Annotated in this window: 16 protein-coding genes and 1 pseudogene; 4 read left to right on the forward strand and 13 right to left on the reverse strand. The window is 31.0% G+C overall.

Translation table 11 applies throughout. From position 1 onward, the window contains the following. Positions 1-5 precede the first annotated feature (5 nt). The 4 genes from rbsD to mprF all read right to left on the reverse strand — a co-directional run bounded on the left by rbsD (position 6) and on the right by mprF (position 5,325). Positions 6-395, reverse strand: a complete 390-nt coding sequence (gene rbsD / locus KA824_RS04185) for a D-ribose pyranase (RefSeq protein WP_107384575.1) — start codon at positions 393-395, stop codon at positions 6-8. A gap of 49 nt (positions 396-444) precedes the next feature. Next, the gene (locus tag KA824_RS04190; RefSeq protein ID WP_181187567.1) at positions 445-1,449 is read right to left on the reverse strand and encodes a LacI family DNA-binding transcriptional regulator; all 1,005 of its coding nucleotides are present in this window, start codon (positions 1,447-1,449) and stop codon (positions 445-447) included. Positions 1,450-1,799: 350 nt separating this feature from the next. Further along, positions 1,800-2,366: a hypothetical protein gene (locus KA824_RS04195; protein WP_181187566.1), complete on the reverse strand. Its 567-nt coding sequence runs from the start codon at positions 2,364-2,366 to the stop codon at positions 1,800-1,802. 436 nt (positions 2,367-2,802) lie between these two features. After that, positions 2,803-5,325, reverse strand: coding sequence for a bifunctional lysylphosphatidylglycerol flippase/synthetase MprF (gene mprF / locus KA824_RS04200; RefSeq protein ID WP_181187565.1), 2,523 nt, complete (start codon positions 5,323-5,325; stop codon positions 2,803-2,805). A gap of 773 nt (positions 5,326-6,098) precedes the next feature. Here mprF and KA824_RS04205 point away from each other — a divergent pair. After that, positions 6,099-6,281: pseudogene (locus tag KA824_RS04205) on the forward strand (IS5/IS1182 family transposase); the annotation flags it as partial. A 1-nt stretch (position 6,282) separates the two neighbouring features. Here KA824_RS04205 and KA824_RS04210 read toward each other — a convergent pair. From KA824_RS04210 to parE, 4 genes are all read right to left on the reverse strand, one after another. Next, positions 6,283-7,509 (reverse strand): AI-2E family transporter, encoded by a 1,227-nt coding sequence (locus KA824_RS04210; protein ID WP_107384981.1) that lies wholly within the window; start codon positions 7,507-7,509, stop codon positions 6,283-6,285. A 371-nt stretch (positions 7,510-7,880) separates the two neighbouring features. Beyond that, entirely contained in the window at positions 7,881-9,326 is a 1,446-nt protein-coding gene (gene alsT / locus KA824_RS04215) for a glutamine transporter AlsT (protein ID WP_107386597.1), read from the reverse strand. A 251-nt stretch (positions 9,327-9,577) separates the two neighbouring features. After that, positions 9,578-11,980, reverse strand: a complete 2,403-nt coding sequence (gene parC / locus KA824_RS04220) for a DNA topoisomerase IV subunit A (protein ID WP_107384979.1) — start codon at positions 11,978-11,980, stop codon at positions 9,578-9,580. Beyond that, positions 11,977-13,971, reverse strand: a complete 1,995-nt coding sequence (parE, locus tag KA824_RS04225) for a DNA topoisomerase IV subunit B (RefSeq protein ID WP_181187623.1) — start codon at positions 13,969-13,971, stop codon at positions 11,977-11,979. The genes parC and parE overlap by 4 nt, the downstream gene beginning before the upstream one ends. A 203-nt stretch (positions 13,972-14,174) precedes the next feature. On the opposite strand from parE, the gene plsY reads away from it, so the two are divergent. Together plsY and KA824_RS04235 are read left to right on the forward strand one after the other, a co-directional pair. Beyond that, entirely contained in the window at positions 14,175-14,783 is a 609-nt protein-coding gene (gene plsY / locus KA824_RS04230) for a glycerol-3-phosphate 1-O-acyltransferase PlsY (RefSeq protein ID WP_107385380.1), read from the forward strand. A 645-nt stretch (positions 14,784-15,428) separates the two neighbouring features. Continuing rightward, on the forward strand, positions 15,429-15,725 hold the full coding sequence (locus KA824_RS04235) for a HesB/YadR/YfhF family protein (RefSeq protein WP_019467977.1): 297 nt from the start codon (positions 15,429-15,431) through the stop codon (positions 15,723-15,725). A 200-nt stretch (positions 15,726-15,925) separates the two neighbouring features. Here the strand turns inward: KA824_RS04235 and menI are convergent, their stop codons facing one another. The 3 genes from menI to KA824_RS04250 form a co-directional block, all read right to left on the reverse strand. Then, positions 15,926-16,387 carry a 1,4-dihydroxy-2-naphthoyl-CoA hydrolase MenI gene (gene menI / locus KA824_RS04240; RefSeq protein WP_107384939.1) on the reverse strand — a complete coding sequence of 154 codons (462 nt, stop codon included), beginning with the start codon at positions 16,385-16,387 and terminating at the stop codon, positions 15,926-15,928. Positions 16,388-16,584: 197 nt separating this feature from the next. Then, on the reverse strand, positions 16,585-19,287 hold the full coding sequence (gene acnA / locus KA824_RS04245; protein WP_107384940.1) for an aconitate hydratase AcnA: 2,703 nt from the start codon (positions 19,285-19,287) through the stop codon (positions 16,585-16,587). Between the two features lie 260 nt (positions 19,288-19,547). Beyond that, complete coding sequence (locus KA824_RS04250; RefSeq protein ID WP_419426592.1) at positions 19,548-21,191, reverse strand: BCCT family transporter; 1,644 nt, start codon at positions 21,189-21,191, stop codon at positions 19,548-19,550. 217 nt (positions 21,192-21,408) lie between these two features. On the opposite strand from KA824_RS04250, the gene mscL reads away from it, so the two are divergent. After that, on the forward strand, positions 21,409-21,759 hold the full coding sequence (gene mscL / locus KA824_RS04255; protein ID WP_107384942.1) for a large conductance mechanosensitive channel protein MscL: 351 nt from the start codon (positions 21,409-21,411) through the stop codon (positions 21,757-21,759). A gap of 424 nt (positions 21,760-22,183) precedes the next feature. Here mscL and sbcC read toward each other — a convergent pair whose 3' ends face one another. Further along, entirely contained in the window at positions 22,184-25,210 is a 3,027-nt protein-coding gene (gene sbcC, locus KA824_RS04260) for an exonuclease subunit SbcC (RefSeq protein ID WP_181187564.1), read from the reverse strand. Next, the gene (gene sbcD, locus KA824_RS04265) at positions 25,207-26,340 is read right to left on the reverse strand and encodes an exonuclease subunit SbcD (protein WP_107384944.1); all 1,134 of its coding nucleotides are present in this window, start codon (positions 26,338-26,340) and stop codon (positions 25,207-25,209) included. Before sbcD ends, sbcC begins: the two co-directional genes overlap by 4 nt. Positions 26,341-26,438: the final 98 nt, after the last annotated feature.

Below are 26,438 nucleotides of genomic sequence, written 5' to 3' on the forward strand. Positions count from 1 at the left end.
ACCCCTTAAAATAAAACACCGCTTGATAAAATTGCATTTGCGTAAGGTGTCGCTTCACCTGTTCTTATAATTGCTTTAACATCCTTACTATACATTTTTAATTTTTCATGGGATTCCGTGACCATATCAATATTTTCAGCTAATAATTTCACATATAACTCACTATTTTGTTTTATCATTTCATTTGCAATGGTAAGCTGTTCAATTTTCATATGTGCTTTAACTAAATTAAATACTTCTTCAAATGAAGGGTGTCCAAAAGTTAATGCTAAATCTATTTTTTTAACACCATCTGGTACTGGTAATCCACAATCAGCAATGATAATTGTATCTGTATGCCCTAAATCACTTAATACCTTAGAAATTTCACTGTTTAAAATACCTGTTTTATACATTTAATTCCCCTTTCGTTAAATCATATTTTATGTAACCCGTTACATATCATTACTCAAATCTAATACTGCCTCTGCGTTTAGTTGATAACTTTAGCGTATTATCTTGTTGATTCACTACACAGTTTTTATTTAATTTCAATAAAATTGATACCGCTTGTTGTCCTAAAAAATACGCAGACTGATCAATAGTTGCAATTTGAGGAAACGTCATTGCAGAAAAAGGTATATTGTCATAACCCACAATTTGAATATCTTCAGGAACTTTCAATTGAAATTGCTGAATAAGTCCCATTGTTTCAATTGCAAGTACATCATTGCTACATATAATGCTATCAATATGTAAATCTTTAACTAATGAAATAAATGCACTTTTATTTTTTAAAGTCTCGGCTGAACAATCGTAATAACTTACATCATAATTGTTCAATTCTTGTTTAATGCCATCTATTCTCAATTTAAATGCCCCAATATTCAAATCTAAATGAAGAATCAAAATATTTTTTGGCTTACCTTCTAACACAAGCCGAGCTTGTAATTGTCCGCCTTCAAAATGATTCATAGAAATACCATTACCTTCATCTTTAACACGATCTACAAATACATAATGAATACCTTGTGATACTAATAACTTTTCGATTTGATCATCAGCAAATGCTGTAGCAATCACGCCTACACAATTATAAGCATTGAAAGTAGATAGATAATCTTTAGCCTTATCAACATCGTTGTCACTATTGCCAATTAAAACTTGAAAACCATGCGCAAGCGCAATATCTTCAACACCTCTCGCTATCAATGTAAAAAAAGGATTACTGATATCTGGTAATAATAAACCAATCATTTTTGACTTGCGTTTATATAATGTACGTGCTGCTTCATTAGGTTGATAGTTAAGCTCATGAATCGCACGTTCAATTTGTGTTTTTGTTTGAGCTTTTACATATCCATTATTATTGATAACTCTAGATACCGTTGCTACAGAACAACCCGCTAATTTAGCTACCTCTTTTATTGTTACTATAAAAATCACCTCTATTTTTGTAACCGTTTTCATATTATCATAATAATTTATATTTTGGTAGTTTATTTGAAATTTTAATTTTTATATTACTTTATATTCCATATTTTTATTAATTTATTTATATAGCACAAAAGCATTAGTTTATACTAATCGGACCAAAAATATAAATATCTTACCATTTTATAAACTATTGCGCTATTAGTTATATTAAATAAAGACGTACTCGAACCTTCATTACTTTTATTAAGTGATAGTTTCATCATTTTCTTGAAAACCGCAATTCTTTCACCTCATATAAATTTAAATAAAAAAAACACTCATCCTGTTAATTCGGATAAGTCTTTAAAGTTGATATTGAACATTATGTTCACACTCATTAATATCTATTCTATAGTAGATATTTGATCTATATTTTCTATTGCCGTCACTTTTTCATTTGAATCAAAATATACTTTAACAGAAAAATGATTAGATGGATTATCATCATATATTATCGTGCGATTATGACTATTAAATGTTCTTTGACCATGTACTTGAGCAAACGATTCAACAGTAACATTATCAGGAACAACAAAAATTCGTTGAACTTTATCATTTTTAAACAAAACTGCGATGTTACCATATTTATGTGCTTTCTCATTAGCAATTTGTATTATATTTTCACTATCACCAAAATATGTTTCAACTTTACGCTTGTGCATACCTTTTGAAATATGCATATAATGATTTCTTACATCACTATTCATGAAATTTTCACTGAATTGTTGCGATAATACATTAATCTTAGGTATTTTATACTTTGGAATTTTTTCCTTTTTAAATTTTTCATTTTGAGCAGATTGGTTCGAACCTTTGTAATTTGTGTGTATGGTATCATATAACGACTTAATTGATAACGTTAACGCAACTAAAAGCATTATTAATACCAAACAAACGATAACTTTTTTCATTTTTTCACCCCATTGCGCACACTGCAAGCATTAATATTTACATGTTACTACATAATCTTAAAATATTGAATGTATTTTAATAATATAACAAATGATAATAATTCAAATTGCAAATATTAACTTTAATCTGATGTAAAAATACATTTAAGTTTCAAAATGAAATTAACTATATAAAATGTCAATTTTTATTCACATGAGATGATATTATAGTATTGAAAGCGTTTTCTATTGATGATATATTATATTTACACCTTGGACAAAGGGGTAACTAGAAATTCATAAATATAGTTAGAGTCAAAATGATATTTAGAAAGTATATAGTTAGTTTATTAAAAAGTAGTTAATAACTTCTCCGGCATTGACTACAAAAACCATTAAAAGCTATAACTCCAAAAAACAACCAACAGTCATTAACGGGATTGTTGGTTGTTTTTTATTATTTTTTTCTAATTACGCGCATGACTTTTGTCATACTTACCCATAATGAATTTCCTTTACGATATACTAAAAATCTTGGTTGCCAGTTGGGATTGAACTTTTCTTTATAACGTCTTAAACCTTGAAATCTATATAAGCCATTGAAATGCTCAAATATTCTACCAGCAAGTCTTTCTCTGTAAAATGAAAACGGTACTTTACCTACATTAGACAGTGTTGCCATGCCCATATTAAAGTATTGATAATGATTTGCTTTAGCCCATAATAGCATATGCAGATATAAACTATCCATCAGTGGTAAGGAAGCATCTGATTTCCAACGAATTAAATCAATAGATAGTGTCGAATTGTCATTCACAGGCATAAATGTACAAAAACCAATAATAACTTTTTCTTTATCTCTAATGACTCCAATCGGCGCCTGTGATATATAATGTTCACTAAAATTCCCTACTGAAAATTGCATTTCTGTAGAACCTGATAACCAATCATCACTTATTTGTTTCAATTCATCAAATATGTTTTGTGAAAAAGGCGGTTCTAACATCTCAAAATTACAACCCAAATCTTCTAGTTTGTTCAAGGTAGCACGCAAACCGTGCTTCTTTTTTCCTGAAGTAGTGAAAGTTGATAAATCAATAATGGCTTCTTCACCTAATTTAAAAAATTGATTTCCAAAATCATGGTAAATTGACATATATTTGTCAGTTACTTGATAGAAAATAATATCGTAACCTAAATAGTGTGCTTCATTATAAAATGTTTCAAGCAACTCATGGAACGATGCACTATTTCCGATAGGATCACCCAAAACAATATATGCATTTCGTTTATAACGATACATCACAAATGCATCTTGCTGTTCATTAAAGAAAAACTTCTTATCACCACTATAAATTAGATGACTTAAATAATTCCCACCAAATTTTTGAATGATTGTTTCACATTGCTCTAGATTGTGATCACTGCCTGCAGATTTAAATCTTGCTTCAAACCACCACACAATAACACTTACTATAATAACTACCGTAATAATTGTGAACCAAAAATAATATCTTAAAAGAGAGGTATCTACTTCTAAATGATAAATATCTAAAGTATAAAATGTATTCTTTATAAACACATGGTTAATGAACAACACTAGTGCGCTTATGATTACACTAGACAATAGTTTCGTATATCTAAATGGACGCTTTATGACGCGTGCGCTTCTATAAAATAAAACAAGCATTACGAACATAGTTATTAACCAACTCAAAAGAATCAAAGAAGGATAAGTATAAATTGTGACGCTAAATATAATGATGATTGAACAGATAGCGAACAAAAGTGCTCTCTTAGATAAATGATATACACCAATCACATTTAACAATAATAATAAACATGCACAAGTATGGATAGACGCTATAATATAATAAAACGCATGATTGTTACTATATAGCCCATCATAAATAATTGTAATGTTATTAAAGAAAAATAAAACACTCGTAAATAAAAGTAATAATGCAATGGAAAACGCTGGAATTCTTGTTAAAATATCTTTTTGATAAGATGCTAGAAGTGATGACATATCTTTGACAGGTATCATAATTTTAGAGTCATCCCAATAACGTTTTGCAGTATTTCTGAATTCAAATGTTGAGAGAATAAGTGCAATTAAAACAGGAAATAGGTAATAAGCTAACCTGTAGAGTAATAAAGCTAAAACAATTTTCTCTTCTGGAATGTTTAAACTTTTCAATCCTAATAATAGTACCAAATCAAATGTGCCAAATCCACCGGGAATGAAACTCATTAACCCAGATAAAGCGCCAATGATAAATATCCCCATGAATACAGGAAAATGCACATGTATACCAACAATTAATAGTGCCATGTACAACACTAAAGCAGCAATCATCCATTCAATACTAGAAACAATGGTACAATATATCCCAGTCAGTTTACTGTTTTTATTGACTGGTTTCCAAATTGTAAAGAAAATAAAGATCGGCAAAAATAATGCTACAATATACATTAACCATCTAACCCAAGGGAATGGACTAAATACATGCCTAACATCAAATACATGAAATACTACTAAAATAGAAAGCATACTCAAACCAGTCAACATAGAGATTAAAACAATAGAAATAGTGTGTAGTAATCCTTTTTTATCTTCCGTAGTATCTTTATATAATAAAAATCTTACGCTCGCTCCTATAAATCCTCCAAAACCCAATACTGCATTCAAAGCATTTACAATATATCCTATACGTACGGTTTTAACTAAAGAAATTTTTAAATGTAATACCTTAGCTAAAATTACATCATACATCGATAAAATCAATATGGCTAGGCCGCCACTCATAAACAACACAACCAACCATACACTATTAATATCTTTTATAGAATGAATCGTTTCTTTTAAATTTATATTCGCTAATTCTTTATATAACGTAAAAGCAACAAATATAAATAACGAAAGTGCAAATATAACTTTCATTATTGTTAATATTTTATTTCCTAACTTCTTTGACATGTGTTCACATCACTTTTCTATATTCATATAATATTTAAAATATAGCACAATTCTTATTTTTAATAAATAATTCTTATACACGTTATATATTACAATATTGTTAGACTCTGTATACTTCGTTTAAAAGTTTACACATGGAATCATCTTACAAACAAAATAAAAATGAGCAGAACGGGAAGCTAATTCACTTAAAATGAATATTTCATCCCATCTTGTCAATCATAAAAGAGACTGGAACATAAATCCCCATTCTCAAAATAAGAGGGCCAATCCTTAATATAGATTGGTCCTCTTTATATTTAAAATACTACGATTTTGATCGTGCATGCTTGCCTGGGGATATGGCTCGAGCCTGTAGTCTCTCGCCCATATCATTTCCCCGGGCGTCCGCACGTTACAAAATCGCTATAAGTGATGTGTTTTAAAACAATGGAAAAACTTTCGTATTTATTATTTAAAGAAGTAACTGTTTTATAATATTAAAAAACATGATTTAACATATACAACTGCTAGAAATTTATAATTTTAATTTCACCAAATGATATAACTTAATATGATTACACATGATGGATGAGTCCATTTTATATAAAAATCTTACGATTTTGATTATGCATGCTTGCCCAGGATATGGCTCGAACCTGTAGTCTCTCGCTCATATCATTTCCCGGGCGTCCGCACGTTACAAAATCGCTATAAGTGATATGTCACGACATGTGAATGAAATCGTTGAAACAACCCCTAAAAATGTATTCGGTTAAAAAAGTAAACACGTCAAAAGAGAACTTGGATTTGTATTGATGGCACTTAATATTAGAAAAGTAATAGCTCAATAAGCTAGCAATAATCAAAACAATAATGAAAAAGACAATTTCTATATTATTTCAATAGAAATTGCCTTTTTTCACTTGACCAAGAACCTTATGTCTCAGCCTTTTAATACATTGTTTAAATTTTAAATCAACGAATTTCTTCATCAGAAGTAATTTCATATTCCCCTGCATCATCACCATAATATTTATTATAACGACGTTTGTACATGGTAAATAAATGCGAAACTAATACTTTCAATATCGCATAAGCAGGAATACCTAAAATAACACCGACAACACCTAATAAATTACCTGCACTTAGTAAGATGAATATAATTGTCAGTGGATGAATTTTCAATGTTTTACCCATGATATTCGGAGAAATGAAATGCCCTTCAATAAATTGAACAGCTGTCCAAACAACCACTAACTTCAGCAACATAATCGGTGAAGTAATTAAAGCAATTATAATTGCTGGTGAAATCGCAATCGTCGGACCAATATATGGAACAACACTTGTGACTGCAGCGATTGAAGCTAAAATTAAACTGTAGTCTAAACCGATGATACTATACCCAATAAATAATAATATACCAATACAGAACGATACGATAATTTGTCCTTGGATATAAGAACCAACTTGTAGACTCATTTTATCTAATAAATCATGAAAATCTTTTCTAAATTTAGGCGGCATTAAGTTTGTTGAAAATTCTTTGAAGCGGTGCCCATCTTTTAACATAAAGAATAAAACAAATGGTGTTGTAGCAATTACAACGCCAACATTTACTAAAGCTTCAGCAAAATTTTTAACTTTAGAACCAAAACCATTAAAATAATCAGACACCATTGAAGGTAATTTTTTCGCCAATGAATCTAATTGATCTTGAATTTGTCCATAAAAATTAGAAATTAAAGAGTATTTCGTTACACTATCTATAAATTTATTAACCTTATCTACATAGTATGGGAAGTTATTTCCAAAACTTTTAAACTGAGCGCCAATCACAGGTATTAATAAATTAATAGCTAACGCAATCACACCAATAATGACTAAGAATAATATAATCACACCCCAAAGTCTTGATATATTATATCGTTCCATCAAATTAACTAATGGGTTAAATAAATAATATAATATAATCGATACAATGATCGGTGCTACAATTGTATTAAAAACAATTATAAATGGTTTAAAAATATAAGAAACTTGATCAAATATAAAAATAGCACAGCCAATAAATATCAATATAAGCAAAGCAAAAACTAAATCTTTGCCTCCTAAAAACTTCATAAAACGCGTTTCGGGGAAACTTAATTTTAACTTACTTTTCTTAGATTCCGTTTCTTGCTTTAAATTATCTTCATTTGACATAACATCACCAAACCTTATTTTTCAAAATATATTGATCTTTTAGCGCATAATAAAAAAATTATGCACTTTTGTGACACAATACATAACGTTTAATATTTAAAATAACTAATGTTAATCATAACACAATGACCATTTCCCAAACATATATTTTGTCATGTTTTATTAAAAATTAACTAAACACCCATAATTCATAATAACTACTACAAATAAAAAATGTATTGGACTAAAATATTACAGTGTATATTAAAAAGCAGTAATATAAAATCAAATGTTTAACATAACTTTATATTACTGCCTATATATAAATTAATATTAAAGAAAATATGATAATGAAGAAACATTTAAATCTTTGCACTAATATTTAAACAAGATTATTTTTTCTTCATTCCCCAACTCTCAATACCGAACAAGTTGATTTCTAACTCTTCAGGTTTAAATACAGGCTTTTTGCCGGCTTTACGTTGACGTTGGTAATCATTCATAACTGCGAAAGCAATGTTAGATAAACCAATAATAGCTACTAAGTTGACAATCGCCATTAGACCCATGAATACATCTGCCGTACTCCATACCGTTTCAGTTTTCACAACTGCGCCAACGAAGACAAGTACAACAACTAAACATCTGAAAATAAATAATACAGTTTTATTTTCCCATAAAAATTCCATGTTCGATTGACCATAATAATAATTACCGATAACGGAAGAAAATGCAAATAAAGTAATCGCAATCGTTAAGAAAATACCACCTGCACTACCTAAATGTTCATTCAATGCAGATTGTGTAACTGCAACGCCTTGTGCTGCATTCTCTCCAAATTCCAATCCAGTATATAATAAAATCATTATCGCCGTTGCCGTACATACTAACATCGTATCAAAGAATACGCCTAATGATTGGATCAAACCTTGTTTAACTGGGTGTGGCGCAGCAGCTGTAGCAGCAGCATTTGGCGCAGAACCCATACCAGCTTCGTTTGAGAACAAACCACGTTTAATACCTTGAAGAACAGCTGCACCAACAGCGCCTCCAGTTGCTTGTTCAAATCCAAAAGCATTTTTAACTATAGTTGCAATCATTGGTATGATTTGATCATAGTTGAATATTAATATTACAGCAACTAAACCTATATAAATAATTGCCATCACAGGCACAATTATAGAAGATAACGTTGCAATACTTCTTACGCCTCCAAATATAATAATAGCAGTAACAATAGCTAAGATTATACCAGTAACAATAGGGCTTACATTATATTGCGTTTTTAATGATTCAGCTATTGTGTTTGATTGTACTGTATTAAAAACAAATGCAAATGTCACTGTAATTAATACCGCAAAAACAACACCTAACCATTTTTGGTTGAGTCCTTTAGTTATGTAATAAGCTGGTCCACCACGATAACCACCTTCTTCATCAGGCACCTTATACACTTGCGCAAGCGTTGCTTCAATAAATGCACTGGCTGCTCCGATAAAAGCAATAATCCACATCCAGAATACTGCACCAGGGCCTCCTAATACAATTGCTGTCGCAACTCCGGCAATATTACCAGTACCAACACGAGAACCTGCACTAATTGCAAATGCTTGGAATGGTGAAATACCTTTTTTTCCATTTTCTAATGTTTCAGGTTTTTCTCCAATTGCTCGAAACATTTCCGGTATCCATCTTAATTGTACGAACTTAGATCCAATGGTAAAAAATATACCTGCTGTAATTAAAAGTCCAATTAAGTATTGTGACCAGATTAAATCATTCCCGACTTGAACAAATGCTTTGAACCAATCCGGAATCAAACTATCAAAATTGCTCAATTTAATCCCTCTCATCTATACAAATTAATTTTCATAGTAAAATCAAGAGATTTATAGTTTCATTCATGTTTATAAACAAAATCCAATGCTTATGTAGACATGAAAATAAATGAATCGGTAAAGTACTTATCATCAAGCATTGCACAGTACCTTTTCACATTACTATAAATCTCTTGCTTCATTTTTGTTACACCTAATAGGTATTTTATCATTATATTGTTGTATTTACTAACAAAATTTTAAAACTTGTGTTATTTAACGATCATATTAACAACTTCACCAAATTCTTTAACATCTACTACAAAGCTACCATTGGTATATTGTTCCGATAAATGAATATCTTTAATATTGCCGCTTTCTTCATGTTGTTTTGAATATACTGTATAAGTTGTATGATCCGGCTGAACAACGTTAGCTGCTACGATGCGATGCGGTGTTTTTTTAAGCTCTTTTAATAATGTGATACCGCGTTGTGCACGTTTAGCTTTTTGTAAAATATTAAATCTTATGCGTTTTAATGAACCACGTTGAGTCGCCATCAAGATCGTGTTATTTTCATTAACGATTTGTGTTAACACAACATAGTCCTCACTTTTAAGGTTAATCGATTTAACACCAGCGGCTCTTAGTCCAGTATCTGATAACTCTTCACTACTGTAAGTTAATGACATCCCTTTGTGTGTTAAAACAGTAATCGTTTGTGGTTCATCTAATCTCATTACATTAATCACTTCATCATTATCTTTTAGTTTCATAGAGACAAGTGGTTTATTGTATCTTGATGTTTTAAACATAGAGACATTACTTTTCTTAATCATGCCATTTCGCGTAGCTAAAATATAAAATACATCTGGTTTAAAATCACTTTCACAATAAACATCTATAACATGCTCGCCTTCATCAATAGGCACAATCTGTGATACATGTTGTCCTAAATCTTTCCACTTAATCTCTGAAAGTTTATGAACTGGTATATAAAGATGTCTGCCTTTATTTGTGAATACTAATGCTGTATCTAATGTATTTACTTCTTGATATTTGAGCATTGTATCCCCATCTTTTACACCTAGCTCTTCTACACCACTGGCATTAAAGCTACGTAACGATGTTCGTTTTATGTAACCATGTTTCGTAATACTCATAATTACATTTTCGCTTGGCACCATGACCTCTTTGTCAATTTTGATTTCACTGATTTCAGCTTCTATAGTAGATAAACGTTGTTGCTTATATTTATTTTTTATTTCGCCCAATTCTTCTTTGATAACATTCAACAAAGCATCATGGTTATCTAAAATATTTTTTAAATGTGCAATTTTAGCTTTTAATTCATCATGTTCTTCTTGTAATTGTACTATATCTGTATTTGTCAGACGATATAGTTGCAACGTAACAATAGCTTCAGCTTGTGCTTCTGTAAAATCAAACTCAGAAACCAAATTATCTTTAGCGTCTTTTTTATTTTTTGAATTTCGAATGAGTTTAATAACTTCATCTAAAATTGACAAAGCTTTCATTAGACCTTCTACAATATGCATTCTACTTTCTGCATTATCTAATTCAAAACGTGTACGCTTAGTAACTACATCAATCTGATGATTGAGATAACTGTCTATAAATTGACGAATACCCATAAGAAGTGGACGACCGTCACTGATTGCTACCATATTAAAATTATATGCAACTTGTAAGTCTGTGTTTTTATATAAAAAATTAGCAACCGCTTCGCTATTGACATCTTTCTTTAATTCAATGGCAATTCGTAGCCCTGTACGGTCCGTTTCGTCACGTACTTCTACAATACCATCTACTTTTTTATCTGCTCGCAGTTCATCCATCTTTTTAACAAGTGAACTTTTGTTAACTTCATAAGGTAATTCAGTAACGATGAGTTCTTTTCTACCATTTCTCAATTCTTCGACATCGACTTTAGAGCGAACAACAATTTTACCTTTTCCAGTTTCATAAGCTTTCTTAATACCATCAATCCCTTGAATAATACCACCTGTAGGAAAATCGGGACCTTTGATATACTTCATCAACTGACTTACAGTGATGTTGGGATTATCTATATACTTCAATGTTGCTTGAATAACTTCAGCGAGATTATGCGGAGGTATATCCGTGGCATAACCTGAAGATATACCTGTACTTCCATTGATTAACAAATGTGGGAGTCTAGCAGGTAATACCATTGGTTCCATTGTCGTATCATCGTAGTTAGGCATAAATGGTACAGTTTCTTTATTAATATCTCTTAATAACTCTTCTGAAATTCTGCTTAATTTCGCTTCAGTATAACGCATAGCAGCTGCTGGGTCGTTATCAATACTACCATTATTACCTTGCATTTCTATCAGAACATGTCGCAGTTTCCAATCTTGACTCAAACGAACCATCGCATCATATACAGATGAATCACCATGAGGGTGATATTGTCCGATAACATCACCGACAGTTTTTGCACTTTTACGGAAATTTTTATCAAATGTATTACCACTAGAATACATAGCGTATAAAATACGTCTTTGAACAGGTTTAAGCCCATCACGAACATCTGGTAATGCACGCTCTTGAATGATGTATTTACTATATCTACCAAATCGGTCGCCAATAACATCTTCCAGCGACAAATCTTGAATTATTTCACTCAATTCATTTCCTCCTCATCAGAATAATCCTGCTCTAGTATTTGAATTTCATTGTTATCCAAAATGCTTTGATCTTCTTGAAGACCAAATTCAACATGTTTTTCAATCCATTCACGTCTAGGAGCTACTTTGTCTCCCATTAAAGTTGTTACGCGTTTCGATGAACGTAATTCATCATCAACTTGTACTCGAATCAGCGTTCTTGTATCTGGGTTCATTGTTGTTTCCCATAATTGATCAGCGTTCATTTCTCCTAAACCTTTATAACGCTGTAAACTAAATCCTTTACCTAATTTCTTTTGTAGTTTTTCTAATTCTTCATCTGTCCATGCATATTCTATTTTCTTAGAAGCACCCTTACCTTTTTCCAGTTTGTACAATGGAGGTAATGCTATAAATACTCTACCTGCTTCTACTAAAGGTTTCATATATTTAAAGAAGAATGTTAATAAAAGCACTTGAATATGTGCGCCATCCGTATCCGCATCTGTCATTATAATTACACGATTGTAATTGCTATCTTCTAATTTAAATTCATTACCTACACCAGCACCTATTGTGTGGATAATCGTATTAATCTCTTCGTTTTTAAAAATATCTTCTAAGCGTGCTTTTTCAGTATTTATAACTTTACCTCTTAAAGGTAAAATTGCTTGATATTTCCGGTCACGCCCCAATTTTGCAGAACCACCAGCTGAATCACCCTCAACTAAATACAATTCTTTTTTCTCTGTATTCTTACTTTGCGCAGGTGTTAACTTTCCGGATAATAATGTATCTTTTCGTTTGTTTTTCTTACCTGATCGCGCATCTTCTCTTGCTTTACGTGCTGCTTCTCTTGCTTGTTGGGCTTTTAATGCTTTTTTAACGAGGGTTTTTGACAATTGTCCTTTTTCTTCTAAATAATAAGGTAATTTTTCAGATACAACTGAATCTACTGCACTTCTGGCTTCAGGTGTACCTAATTTAGACTTAGTTTGCCCTTCGAATTGTAATAATTCCTCAGGTATACGAATTGAAATAATCGCAGTCAAACCTTCTCTTATATCATTACCATCTAGGTTCTTATCTTTTTCTTTCAATTCATTAATACGTCTAGCATAATCATTAAACACTCTCGTCATTGCTGTTTTAAAGCCAACTTCATGAGTGCCGCCATCTTTAGTACGTACATTATTGACAAAACTCAAGATGCTTTCCGAATATTGATCATTATACTGAAATGCAACCTCTACTTCTATATCATTAGCAGTGCCAACAAAGTTTGCTACATCGTGTAACACTTCTTTACCTTCATTTACATAACTCACAAATTCTTTTATACCATCTTCATAGTGGAAAACATCTTCTCTTTCTTTGCCAGCTCTCAAATCTTTAAGTGTAATTCTAAGATTTTTAAGCAAAAATGCTGATTCTTGTAAACGTTCGCTCAACACATCATAGTTAAAAGATGTTGCTGATTTGAAAATTTCAGCATCTGGTTTAAAGGTAACTTTAGTACCTGTTTTTCTAGTTTTACCTTGCTTTTCTAATCCAGTAGCTGGTACACCACCATGACTAAATAGCTGTTTATAGATAGCACCATCTCTGTATATTTCTACTTCTAACCATTCACTTAATGCATTTACAACTGATGCACCTACACCGTGTAGACCACCTGAAGTTTTATATCCGCCTTGTCCAAATTTACCGCCTGCATGAAGTACTGTAAATATTACTTGAACAGTAGGTTTACCCGATGTATGAATTCCGGTTGGCATCCCACGTCCATCATCTTCTATAGTAATACTTTCGTCCTTATTTATTGTCACTAATATTTCATTACCAAAACCGTTTAATACTTCATCGACGGAATTATCGACAACTTCATACACTAAATGATGTAATCCTCTTTTATCGGTAGAACCAATATACATACCAGGTCTTTTTCTTACGGCTTCTAACCCTTCCAAAACCTGAATGGAATCATCCGAATAATTATTTTGTTTGTTCATTGCCAATCGTTTCGCCCTCCTACAAACGTACGTTCGTTTTTAAAACTATACATTAGTTATTCTTATATAAATCTTGATAAATTGCAAGTATCAAATTAATATTTAAACCGTGTTTTACTACAGTTATAAATTTTTATTCGTCTAACCGAGGTCATATATGGTAAAATAATTTTAATGTCATTAAAGGATGTGGATTATGTATGGTGATGATAATTATCATGTTAATTTTAAGTTATCTCATTGGTGCTTTCCCAAGTGGCTATGTAATAGGTAAATTATTTTTCAAAAAAGATATTAGACAATTTGGTAGTGGGAATACAGGAGCAACAAACAGTTTTAGAGTATTAGGAAAACCTGCAGGATTCCTTGTTACATTTTTAGATATATTTAAAGGGTTTATTGTTGTGTTCTTACCACTATGGTTACCAGTGCATGCAGACGGTGCTATTAGTACATTTTTCACAAATGGACTCATCGTAGGCGCATTCGCTATTCTGGGTCATGTTTATCCAGTTTACCTTGGATTTAAAGGTGGAAAAGCGGTTGCCACAAGTGCTGGTGTTATACTCGGAATCAATCCTATATTATTACTCATTTTAGCAGCGATTTTCTTCGGCATACTTTATTTAACAAAGTATGTATCACTATCGAGTATCATAGCATCAATCTGTTGTGTAATCGGTGCACTATTAATTCGAGATTATATCTTACTAGTCGTGAGTATCGGTGTAGGCGTTCTATTAATATTTAGACATCGAACTAATATTGTTAGAATATTTAAAGGCGAAGAACCAAAAATTAAATGGATGTAACTATTACAAAAGTCATTAGCAATCAATAACAAAAATAGCAAACATACTCAGACTGGGACAATCTAATGCCTCAGCTACTGATAAGTAAAAACGAATGTCTGGCTAATAGAAAATGATGGAACATAAACCTATTCATTAGTCAGTTTTCCTTATAGTGAAGCAGAAATCTTTAAAATAGACTTCTGCTTCACTATTTTTTATTCATTAAATTAAAGATTTATAGCTCAGACTATCATTATACTATTAATTTTTACTTATTATAATCCAAGTTAAGCGTATGAATTGAATCTTGTCTCAAAACCAGCATTTTAAAATATTATTTATAAAACATAACTTAACATTTGTGGAATAAATGCACTTCTCTTAATTCTACATTCATAAGCAATAACATCTATCATTCATTTACTATTATTTTAATTATAATCCTTATATTCATTATGCCACACTAATCTACAACGTGGTTAAATATCTTCGTTTTCACTCTGAAACATGATTGAACAATTTGAATTCAAAGAAAATTATACTTAAATATGATATACTACTTTTATTATTACTCAAAATTGGGTAATAAATATAGTACTAATTTAAAAATTAGTAACCAATGGTCACAAGCTATAACTTGTGAAATGAGAGGGGACTTTTATTATGGATATAAAACTTTCAGATAACGCTGTATCTTGGTTTAAAGATGAACTTGATTTACCTGAAGATAACAAAGTCTTACAATTTTTCGTTCGCTATGGTGGAGAATTCCAATTAAAACAAGGATTTAGCCCTGCATTTAGTGTTGATCAAAAAGATGATGTAGAAATTGGTTACGAAAACCATTTCGATGGCTTAGATGTAGTGATTGCCGAAAAAGACTTATGGTATTTTGAAGACCATGATTTATTCATAGACGTCAATGATAGTGTCGATGAAATTGCTTATTCTGCTAAATAATAATAGAACTCAAAACACATAACACAATATATAATTCATATAAAAATATATACTTAAAAAGAGCCTGGTTTCATTCCAGGCTCTTTTTATCAATCATCTTTATCATTCTTTTGTACACTTGAAAAACACATGGCAAATAAATTAATGTATGTAAATACAAATACCATACATTGAATTATGCATTTATACATCTAACTAAATTAAAGCATGCCATTTTCTACTTCAAATGTTTCTCCAGCTTGATTTCTTTTATCTACTTCTGCATACATAGCATGCCATTCTGGAAAATATCTATCTAATCTAATAGGCTTAAAGTTATCCTTCCTAATACAAGTCAAAACAGTTGAACCTGTAGTAGCTAATTCGCCAACCTCGTTGTACACTTCATAACGATAAATTGATCTTAAACGTGTATATTTTTCAACCCATGTCTTAATTTTAACAGTTTCAGGATATTGTATCGTTTTTATATATTTAATATCTAAATCTGTAACAGGAGAAATAATACCAGATTCTTCCATTGCTTTATAGCTAAAACCTAATTTTGATATATAATCTGTGCGTGCAACCTCAAACCATGTTGGATAATTACCGTGATAAATAACACCCATTTGATCTGTTTCTGCATAACGTGAAGGAATTTCTGTAATACTATAAATCATTATAAACGTCCTCTTTTCAATTGTTCGAATTACTTATATATAAATATTAACATAAAAATGAAAGCAAGGCAGAAAACACATTTTAAAATCATTTCCACAGACTTAACTAGAAAAAGTTAAATGTTTAGCGTTCACAAATAAAATAAGGCTGAGACACAAAAGATTGTCTCAGCCTTATTTTTGTTCAGAATAAACAATTAATTTGCTAATTTATTTCTTAATACTAATTGTAAAATGCCGCCATGACGATAGTAATCAATTTCTACATGTGAATCGAAACGTGCAACTGCTTCGAAGTCAACAACTTCTCCATTTTCTTTTTTAGCAGTTACTTTCACTAAATCATGTGGTTTTACATTTTCATCGATGTCAACAGAAATAGTTTCTGTACCATCTAAGCCTAGGCTATCTGCAGATTCACCATCTTTGAATTGTAAAGGTAGCACACCCATCATAACTAAGTTAGAACGGTGGATACGTTCATAACTTTGAGCGATTACAGTTTTAACACCTAGTAAATTTGTACCTTTAGCAGCCCAGTCACGGGAAGAACCCATTCCGTAGTCATTTCCGGCTAATACTACTAAACCAGTACCATCTTCTTTATATTTCATTGCCGCATCATATATAGGCATTTGTTCACCAGTAGGCCAGTAAGTAGTGAAACCACCTTCTGTACCTGGTGCTAATTGGTTTTTAATACGAATATTAGCAAAAGTACCACGAACCATTACCTCATGGTTACCACGACGAGAACCATAAGAGTTAAATTGACGAATAGGTACGTCATGATCTAGTAAATATTTACCTGCTGGCGTATCTTTACCGATAGCACCCGCTGGAGAAATATGGTCAGTCGTAACTGAATCTCCAAATTTACCCATAATACGTAAATTATTTAATGATTTAATATCATTTGGTTCTTTAGATAAATTTTGGAAGAATGATGGATTTTGAATATAAGTTGATTCTGGATCGAAATCATACAACGGTTGATCTGTTACATCGATTTCATTCCACATTTCATTGTTGTTATAAACAGTTTCATATTCTTCTTTAAACAATTCAGGTGTAACGACACTATCTACAGTATCTGCTACTTCTTTAATTGTTGGCCAAATATCTTTTAGATAGATATCTTCACCATTTTTTCCTTTACCTAATGGCTCATTTTGTAAATCAATATCAACTGTACCTGCAAGTGCATATGCAACTACTAATTGAGGTGATGCTAAATAGTTAGCTTTTACTAATGGATGAATACGTCCTTCAAAGTTACGGTTACCTGATAAAACAGATGTTACAAGTAAATCTTCTTCAGCAATCGCTTTTTCGATTTCTTCTAATAATGGGCCTGAGTTACCGATACATGTTGTACAACCGTACCCTACTAAATTAAATCCTAAGTCATCTAAATATTCTTGTAATCCAGAATCTCTTAAATAACCTGTAACAACTTTAGAACCCGGAGCTAATGAAGTTTTAACATATTCAGGTACTTTTAAGCCTTTTTCAACTGCATTTCTAGCTACCAAGCCAGCACCCAACATAACATATGGATTTGACGTATTCGTACATGATGTAATTGCTGCAATCGCAAGGTCACCTGTAGTCATTTGTGTTTTAGATCCATCTTTAAATTCAATTGTTGCTGTTTTATCAAATTCACTTTCATCAAAACCATGACCTTGGTTACCAGCAGGTGCAGTAACAGATTTTTCAAATTCTTCTTTCATATCACTTAAGAAGATTAAATCTTGAGGTCGTTTAGGACCTGAAAGTGAAGCTTCAACTGTAGCTAAATCTAATTCAACCACATCTGTATAATCTGGTTCATCTTTATCAGCAGTAAAGAACATATTGTTTTCTTCTAAATATTTTTCAACTAATTCAATTTGTTCTTCTGAACGACCAGTTAAACGTAAATATTTTAAAGATTCTTTATCTACAGGGAAGAAACCACAAGTTGCACCATATTCAGGCGCCATATTTGCGATTGTAGCTCTATCTGCTAATGGTAGATGTTCTACACCTGGGCCAAAGAACTCAACAAATTTACCAACAACGCCTTTTTTACGTAATTCTTGAGTTACACGTAAGGCTAAATCCGTTGCAGTAGCACCTTGAGGTAGCGCATTAGATAATCTTACACCAATTACTTCAGGAATTGGGAAATAAGAAGGTTGACCAAGCATACCAGCTTCGGCTTCAATACCACCTACACCCCAACCTAATACACCTAGACCATTAATCATAGTTGTATGTGAGTCAGTTCCTACTAATGTATCTGGAAAAGCAACTGTTTCTCCGTCTACTTCACGTGCGTGAACAACGTTTGCTAAGTACTCTAGGTTAACTTGGTGTACAATACCAGTTGCTGGTGGAACAGCACTATAGTTAGCAAATGCTTTAGTAGCCCAATTTAAGAATTGATAACGTTCGTAGTTTCTTTCAAATTCTAATTTCATATTTCTTTCTAGCGCATCTGGATTCGCATAGCTATCTACTTGAACTGAGTGATCAATAACTAAATCTACTGGCACTTCTGGATTAATTTTATTTAAATCTCCCCCAACATCATTCATAGCTTTACGTAATGACGCTAAGTCAACAACTGCAGGTACACCAGTGAAATCTTGTAAAATTACACGAGATGGTTTAAAAGGCACCTCACCTACTGTACCTTTATTGAATTCAGACAATGCTTTAATGTGATCTTCAGAAATAACAAATCCATCTTCTTGTCTCAATTCAGATTCTAATAAAACTCTTATCGAATATGGTAATTTGGATATTTTAGTTAAACCTTTTTCTTCTAAAGTTTTTAAATCATAGTATGTGTATGATTTCCCATTTAGCTCGAATGACTTTTTCGCTTGCTCTTTTAAATTAGAAGCCATATAAATCCCCCTTGAAATTTTTAGTAATTATATGCCGTTAATTAAATTGTATAATTATATGTAACTTAAAACAACTACCTACCATTATAAACATCTATAATTTAGATTTGAATTTACAATCAGTATATATAAGTAAAACTTATCACAAGTGTATCGTGTAATAAGTTATTATTATTAATTGAGAATCATTATCACTAATTAAGTGCAATTAAACTTAAACAAAAAAACTGAGAGCCTTCATCGGCCCTCAGTTTTTAAGCTTATTTCTCTGATTTTTCAGCGTCTCTTAACGGCGCTCTTTTATTGATAATATCATCTTCAAAATCTTCTTGTTGATATTGTACATAATCTTGTAGTCTGTGTTTGTTAGGCGTTAAAGTTAAGCCTAAGAATTTACGTTCTTTATTCGCATCTTTGTAGAATGAAATCATCATCATTATAACTACAAAGGAGAATGGTAACGCACTGATTATGGCAGCACTTTGAATTGCATTTAAAGCATCTGCACCATTTCCTCCACCTGCAAATAATAATACGAAAGCAATTAATGACTGAGCAATACCCCAAGTCACTTTAACAACATTTGAAGGTTCTAATGAACCAAATGTCGTTTGCATACCTAATACAAATGTTGCAGAGTCAGCAGATGTAATAAAGAATGATGCAATGAGTACTAGCGCTATCAACGATAATACAATTCCAAATGGTATTTCATTAAACACGCCAAATAATTGAGTTTCAGCTGTCATATTAAACAGTTCAGGATTTTTCTTACCAGTTTCAATACCTAGTACACCAAATACACTGAACCATACAAAACTTACTAAAGCAGGTACTAAAAGTACACCGCCAATAAACTCACGTACTGAACGACCTTTAGAAACACGCGCTATAAAGATACCTACGAATGGACTCCAGCTTAACCACCAGCCCCAATAGTAAAGTGTCCAGCTAGACATCCATTCACGTTTTTGTGGGTTTTGAGCTGCTGTATCAAAAGTATTAAATAGGAATGAATTTAATAAACTACCTGTTGAACTTGTCATCATATTTAATATCAACACAGTTGGTCCAATAATCAAGACTGCAATCATTAGAACCGCACCCAAACTAATATTTAAATTACTTAAGTATTGGATACCTCTACTTAAGCCTGACCATGCACTCATTAAGAATAGAATCGTAACGATCACAATAATGATTGCTTGTACCCAAATAGTATTTGGTACACCAAATAGGTAATTCAAACCACCATTGATTTGTAATGCACCCATACCTAATGAAACAGCAACACCGACAACTGTAGCAAATACTGCTAACACGTCAATGATTGTTCCAATTGGACCTTCTACTTTATTGCCTAAGATAGGGCGTAACGTTCTTGAGATAAGTCCTGGTTCTCCTTTTCTAAACTGTGCGTAAGCAAGTGCTAATGCAACGACACCGTAAATAGACCACGCATGGAATCCCCAATGGAAGAATGTAGAACGTAATGCTTCAGTATATGCTGCAGTAGTTTTAGGTTCCGCATTTGGCGGTGCAGCAAAATCTGCCATAGGTTCAGCAGCACCGTAGAACACAAGTCCTATACCCATACCAGCACTGAATAGCATCGCAAACCAAGATATAGTATTAAACTCCGGTTTATCATTTGGTTTACCGAGCTTTAATTTTCCAATAGGGCTAAAAATTAGGAAAATACAGAAGAAAACAATAAACGTTGTAAGAATTAAGTAATACCAACCCAATTTATCAGTAATCCATAGTTTGATTGTGTTCGTAACAGTGTCAAATTGTTCTGGAACAATTGCCCCGATTAAAACAACTATACCAACAATAATCGCACTATAAATAAATACTGGGGATATCTTCTTACCGTTTGGTTGATTTTCAGAAGAATTCACAATTAATTACTCCCTTTCATATTTATATTAAATTTTTAAATCTAAATAGAAAATTTGAAAAAACAAATTTATTTCTATTTTTTAGTTTTACCATTCATAAGAATAACAAACATCTATGTTAATATCAAATTCACTTTTAAAAAGTATTTTCTTAATTTAATAAATATTGTATAATAACATTTATATTAAAAAAATTTAATTAAGAGAGGTTATTAATATGCTACAAGAATTTAAAGATTTTGCATTAAAAGGGAATGTCTTAGATTTAGCAGTAGCTGTAGTTATGGGTGCAGCTTTCAACAAAATTGTAACAGCTTTGGTTTCATATATTATCATGCCATTAATCGGTTTAATATTCGGTACCGTTGATTTTGCCAAAAGTTGGTCCTTCATGGGTATCAAATACGGTATGTTTGTACAATCGATTATAGACTTTATTATTATTGCATTTGCATTATTTATATTTGTTAAAATTGCAAATACATTAATTAAACAAGAAGAAGAAGAAATTGAAGAAAATACAGTATTATTAACAGAAATTCGTGATTTATTACGTGAGAAACAATAAGCAGCAAGCAACAAATACATTATTTAGTTATCTCATATTAGCGTAAGCGATGAGGATAGACCCGTAAATGAATTTTGAACATTCATTTACGGGTCTATTTTTATCTATAATTCCTAATTTTGTTTTCTTAGACTCATCAGACTGTGCAATCTAACTCTTTTAGATAGGCTTGTATTTGCGGAAACTTTGTCCTAAATATTCAGTTGAGCATTACTTGTGTTAACTATTTACTATAAAATCAATACACAACCATATTATTATTAAATCTTAAAATTTAAATCGACGTATCATCATTGTTACTATGCTTATTTCAATGGACAAAGTAATCAAATATACATCACCTATTCATTTAAATGCTTATAGCTTTAAGATTAAAAAACAGTGAATTTACTTTATCAAAAAGTAATTCACTGTTTTTTTGTTTTTATTGTTTTATAAAGTTTGTTGTACTTTGGTATTGCTCAGTTTGTACTTCTAAAATAAGCGGAATACGTTGTTTTAGTTCGCTAACATGAGAAATAATTCCAACCATTCTTCCAGAAGATTTTAAACTAAGTAGTGTATCCAAAGCAGTTTCCAGCGTTTCCTGATCTAAGGTGCCAAATCCTTCGTCTATGAACATAGAATCTAATGCAATCCCACCAGATTCTTGTTGCACCACTTCACTCAAACCTAATGCCAGCGCTAAAGAAGCTTGGAAGGTTTCCCCTCCCGATAACGAGGTGATATGTCTCTTTTTATTAGAGTGAGAATCAAATACATCTATTTCCAAACCACTATACCCTTTTGAAGTTTGTTCCCTTCTAACTAATTGATACCTTTCACCCGTCATCAATGATAAGCGCTGGTTCGCATGAGCAAGTATTCGTTCTAAATAATATATTAAAACAAAATTTTCCAAAGTTAATTTTTGTTCATTTTTTCCAGATAATACTTCTGCTAATTGAAAAACTTCTTGTTGTTCTTGTAATTCTTTTTCTAAATGATTTATAACAGCATAAATATTATCGATTTTCTTATTGTTAAATTCAAGTTTATAATTATGTTGACTTAACATCGATTTAGCTTGATCTAGTTGTACTTTTTCTTGTTCATAATCTTTTTTTAATTGAGAAATATCATGTAATTCTTGGTTATTAATTTCTGCTTCTAGCTGATTAATGATAATTTCAAATTGTTGTTTCTCTTGATTGAACTTATTTATTTCCGCTTCTATTTTTACTTTATTAGGAATTTCATTAATGGTGTGTTCTACATCTTCCAATGATGTAAAGCCTATCCTATTCATTTCATGGTCAATTTTTTGATTTGCTTCTTTAATATCCTTTTGCAAACTCTTTATAGTATTTTCTAGATGTGTTTTATTATTCATTTCAAGTGACAGTTCGTTATTATATTTTTGAACTTGCTGTACTAACCATTCATATTGCTTTTGATATTCATTTACTTCCTCTAATGATTTATCATAAGCCGTAATAAACTTATTCACATCTTTATATTGTGTGGTATTTTCAAAGTCATTAATCATCAGTGTGCTTTCATCTAATTTGAATTGTTTTGTTTTTAAATCCAATTCTAACTCATGTGATTTTTGCCTTAAATTTAAAATTTTCTCTTTAAGGTTTCTAATTTCTTCATTTTCCTCTTCTATTAATCCTTTTTCTTTCAAAAGGTTATCCTTAGTTAATTCAAGCTCTGTATAGTTAATTTTTTCTAACTCATCTAAATTAAATCTATGTAATTGTTCTAAGATGTGCTGTAATTCACTATCATATTTGATTTTTTGTTCTTTTAACTTTAATCGTTGTTGTTCAATATTATTGAGTTGGTCATGTCTTTTTGTAAGTTCATCAAAATCAATATGATGTTCAATTTCATGAATCTCATTCCCACAAAGTGGGCATTTGTCACCTTTAGAAAGCACTGATTGTAATTTAATAATCATATCTTGTTTATTGTTTAAATCTATATTTGTTTTATCAATAGCTTTATATTTATCATCTAATGCATTTATTTCAGATTTAATATGTTCATTTTTCGCTGTTATGTCAGTTTGTCGCTTTTGCAACGCTTGATATTCTTTTTTATTTAACTCATTTTGTTTTTTAATTTTAATTTCATTATCCAACTGATGTATTTTTTCATTAAGTTGTTCATTTCTTTTATAATCTGGCTCTCTGTCATTTAATTTTTCAATATATTGATTAAGTTGTTGCTTTTGTTTTTCGTAATGTGATTTAAACTCACCGTATGTGTTTTTTAAATTTTCAATTTGCTGGTATAGCTCTTTATATTTATCAATTTTTTTATAAAATATTTTACAATTTTCTATAAATGTTTTCGATTTATCTATTGTCTCAGATAAGTCTTTATGTTTTGCTAATTGTTTCTGACAATTTTCTAATTGCTCCTGTAAATTTGATATGCTTGTTATTGTTTTTGCTTTATCTTTTTCTATCTCTTTATGCTTATTTAAAAGTTTTTCTTTTGAGTCAAGTAAATTGGAGAGCGGTCTTACCTCATTGATTTCATTTAATAATTTTATTTGATTTTTTATATAATTTTGATTGGATAACAAAGCTTCTTGCTTTTGTTTATTTTCTTCGAGACTTGTCATTGCATCTTGAAGTTTCAAATTACGATTTAATAAATTTTCAGCTTGCTCAAATTTTTCGATACTTCTTTTTTTAGCTGTTAATAAATCATTTTGAATAGATTCGCCTATACTTTTGAATTGTGGTATTAATGCTTTGATTTTATCAGTTTGTCTTGAATTTACTTCTTTATACTCATTTAATAAGTTCTCATCAAAAGTATCTAAATCCATCCAATCCGTTTCAAGTGTATGATAACGCTTTTCAATATTCGCCCTTACTTCTTTAACATCATCATTTAACAATTTTTGTATTTCTTCAAATCTTTGACTATTAAACAATGTTCTTAATATTTCCTGTTTTTCTATACTTTTAGATAATAAGAAACGTTTAAATTCACCCTGAGGAAGGATAAATAATTGTCTAAACTGTTCTGAATTAACACCAAGTAACGTTCTAATAAATTGATTTCCAGCATTCACTTTACTTTCACGTAATTCAAATGTATCTTCAAGTTGATAAATTGAAAGTTGTCCAAGTGTTTTATTTTTATTTCCTTCTTTTACAAATGCGCCTTGTCGATTAATTTTATAAATACTATCTCTCAATTTAAACTCGAACTCAACGACCATTGGTGATTTACCGTCTGCAAAATGACTACGTAAATCTCCTTCATTCCTATCTTTTGTCGATGCTTCACCAAATAAAGCAAATACAATTGCATCAAATATCATTGTTTTTCCTGAACCTGTTTTTCCACTAATTAAAAACAATTGATCATTATTTACTTGTTGAAAATCAATGGTTTCGTCTAAAAATGGGCCGAAATTTGTTAATTTTAATGTTAAAGGTCTCATTTAGTCTGATCTCCTTCAAGTAAATGATTTAATACTTTACCAATTTTATTATTTTGAATACTTGTTAATGATTGATCCGTCACATTCTCAAAAAATTTATTAATGATTGTTGTATCATCTAATTTTTGTATTTCTATATTTTCATGATGTAACGGAGTATTAAATTCAAAAGAACTATTGGTAAGCGCCAACGTGTTTGGGTATATTTGTTTCAAATGCATCATAGGATCACTAACATGTGACATATGTTTTAACTTGAAATGTAAATAGTTGTTTTTATCTTTTATGCTTAATTTTTCTTGAATAGCGTCTTCATAATCCCCTTCAATTACTTCTAATTGTCTTAAGGGCATTAATGGCCTAAATATACTTTTCAATTTATGATCTATCATTTCAATTACTCTATAACCTTTAGGTTGTGTAGTTTCTGAAAAAGAGTATTGTAATAAAGAACCACTATAATGAATAAAATCTGAATCTATACTAAATGGATGATGTAAATGGCCGAGTAACACTGCATCAAATTGCTGAAATGAATTTTCTGTAACTGATTCAACAGTGCCAATCGTCAATGCTCTCTCAGATTCAGTGCGTATACCACCTTGAACTGTGAGGTGGCCTATTAGTATATTGACTTTATTTGGATTAATATTCTGTGTCATAAATTCTATTGATTTACTCACGGCTTGTTGATGTGTTTCTATCTTTTTATCATTAAAGAAATAACTTGTTTCATTCACTGTAGAAAATGGTAATGTATAAAAATCAATATTTCCAATGGTAATAGGATCACACATATCTTCAAGTGAGGTTCTGATATAAAGTTGAGATTTTTCAAACCACTTTGAGCCATAATTTAACCGTTCTTTACTATCATGATTTCCACTTATCATCACCAACGGAATGTTCATTTCTAAATTTAATGTATTAATTGTATTTTCCAATAACTGTATTGCAGCTTTGTTGGGATAACTAGTATCATATAAATCACCTGCAATTACGATTACATCTGGTTTTTCGTCGCCCATTTTTTTAATAAATTGATCTAATATATGTGCTTGGTCTTCTAGCAATGATTTTCCGTTCAAAATCCGCCCTAAATGCCAATCAGCTGTATGTACAATTTTCATTCTATCACTCCTAATAGAACATCCGTTCGATTTTATGATATAATACTCCTACTTAATACTCAAGTAATTTTTCAAAATATAAAAGAGGCTACTTAAAT

The organism is Staphylococcus sp. GDY8P198P, from assembly GCF_017891615.1.
Taxonomy (GTDB): Bacteria; Bacillota; Bacilli; order Staphylococcales; family Staphylococcaceae; genus Staphylococcus; species Staphylococcus cohnii.

What these genes read in the sequence shown, in the direction of transcription:
- rbsD (WP_107384575.1), bottom strand. Translation starts at nt 395, where the DNA reads ATGTATAAAACAGGTATTTTAAACAGTGAAATTTCTAAGGTATTAAGT.
- KA824_RS04190 (WP_181187567.1), bottom strand. Translation starts at nt 1,449, where the DNA reads ATGAAAACGGTTACAAAAATAGAGGTGATTTTTATAGTAACAATAAAA.
- KA824_RS04195 (WP_181187566.1), bottom strand. Translation starts at nt 2,366, where the DNA reads ATGAAAAAAGTTATCGTTTGTTTGGTATTAATAATGCTTTTAGTTGCG.
- mprF (WP_181187565.1), bottom strand. Translation starts at nt 5,325, where the DNA reads ATGTCAAAGAAGTTAGGAAATAAAATATTAACAATAATGAAAGTTATA.
- KA824_RS04210 (WP_107384981.1), bottom strand. Translation starts at nt 7,509, where the DNA reads ATGTCAAATGAAGATAATTTAAAGCAAGAAACGGAATCTAAGAAAAGT.
- parE (WP_181187623.1), bottom strand. Translation starts at nt 13,971, where the DNA reads ATGAACAAACAAAATAATTATTCGGATGATTCCATTCAGGTTTTGGAA.
- KA824_RS04235 (WP_019467977.1), top strand. Translation starts at nt 15,429, where the DNA reads ATGGATATAAAACTTTCAGATAACGCTGTATCTTGGTTTAAAGATGAA.
- menI (WP_107384939.1), bottom strand. Translation starts at nt 16,387, where the DNA reads ATGATTTATAGTATTACAGAAATTCCTTCACGTTATGCAGAAACAGAT.
- acnA (WP_107384940.1), bottom strand. Translation starts at nt 19,287, where the DNA reads ATGGCTTCTAATTTAAAAGAGCAAGCGAAAAAGTCATTCGAGCTAAAT.
- mscL (WP_107384942.1), top strand. Translation starts at nt 21,409, where the DNA reads ATGCTACAAGAATTTAAAGATTTTGCATTAAAAGGGAATGTCTTAGAT.
- sbcC (WP_181187564.1), bottom strand. Translation starts at nt 25,210, where the DNA reads ATGAGACCTTTAACATTAAAATTAACAAATTTCGGCCCATTTTTAGAC.
- sbcD (WP_107384944.1), bottom strand. Translation starts at nt 26,340, where the DNA reads ATGAAAATTGTACATACAGCTGATTGGCATTTAGGGCGGATTTTGAAC.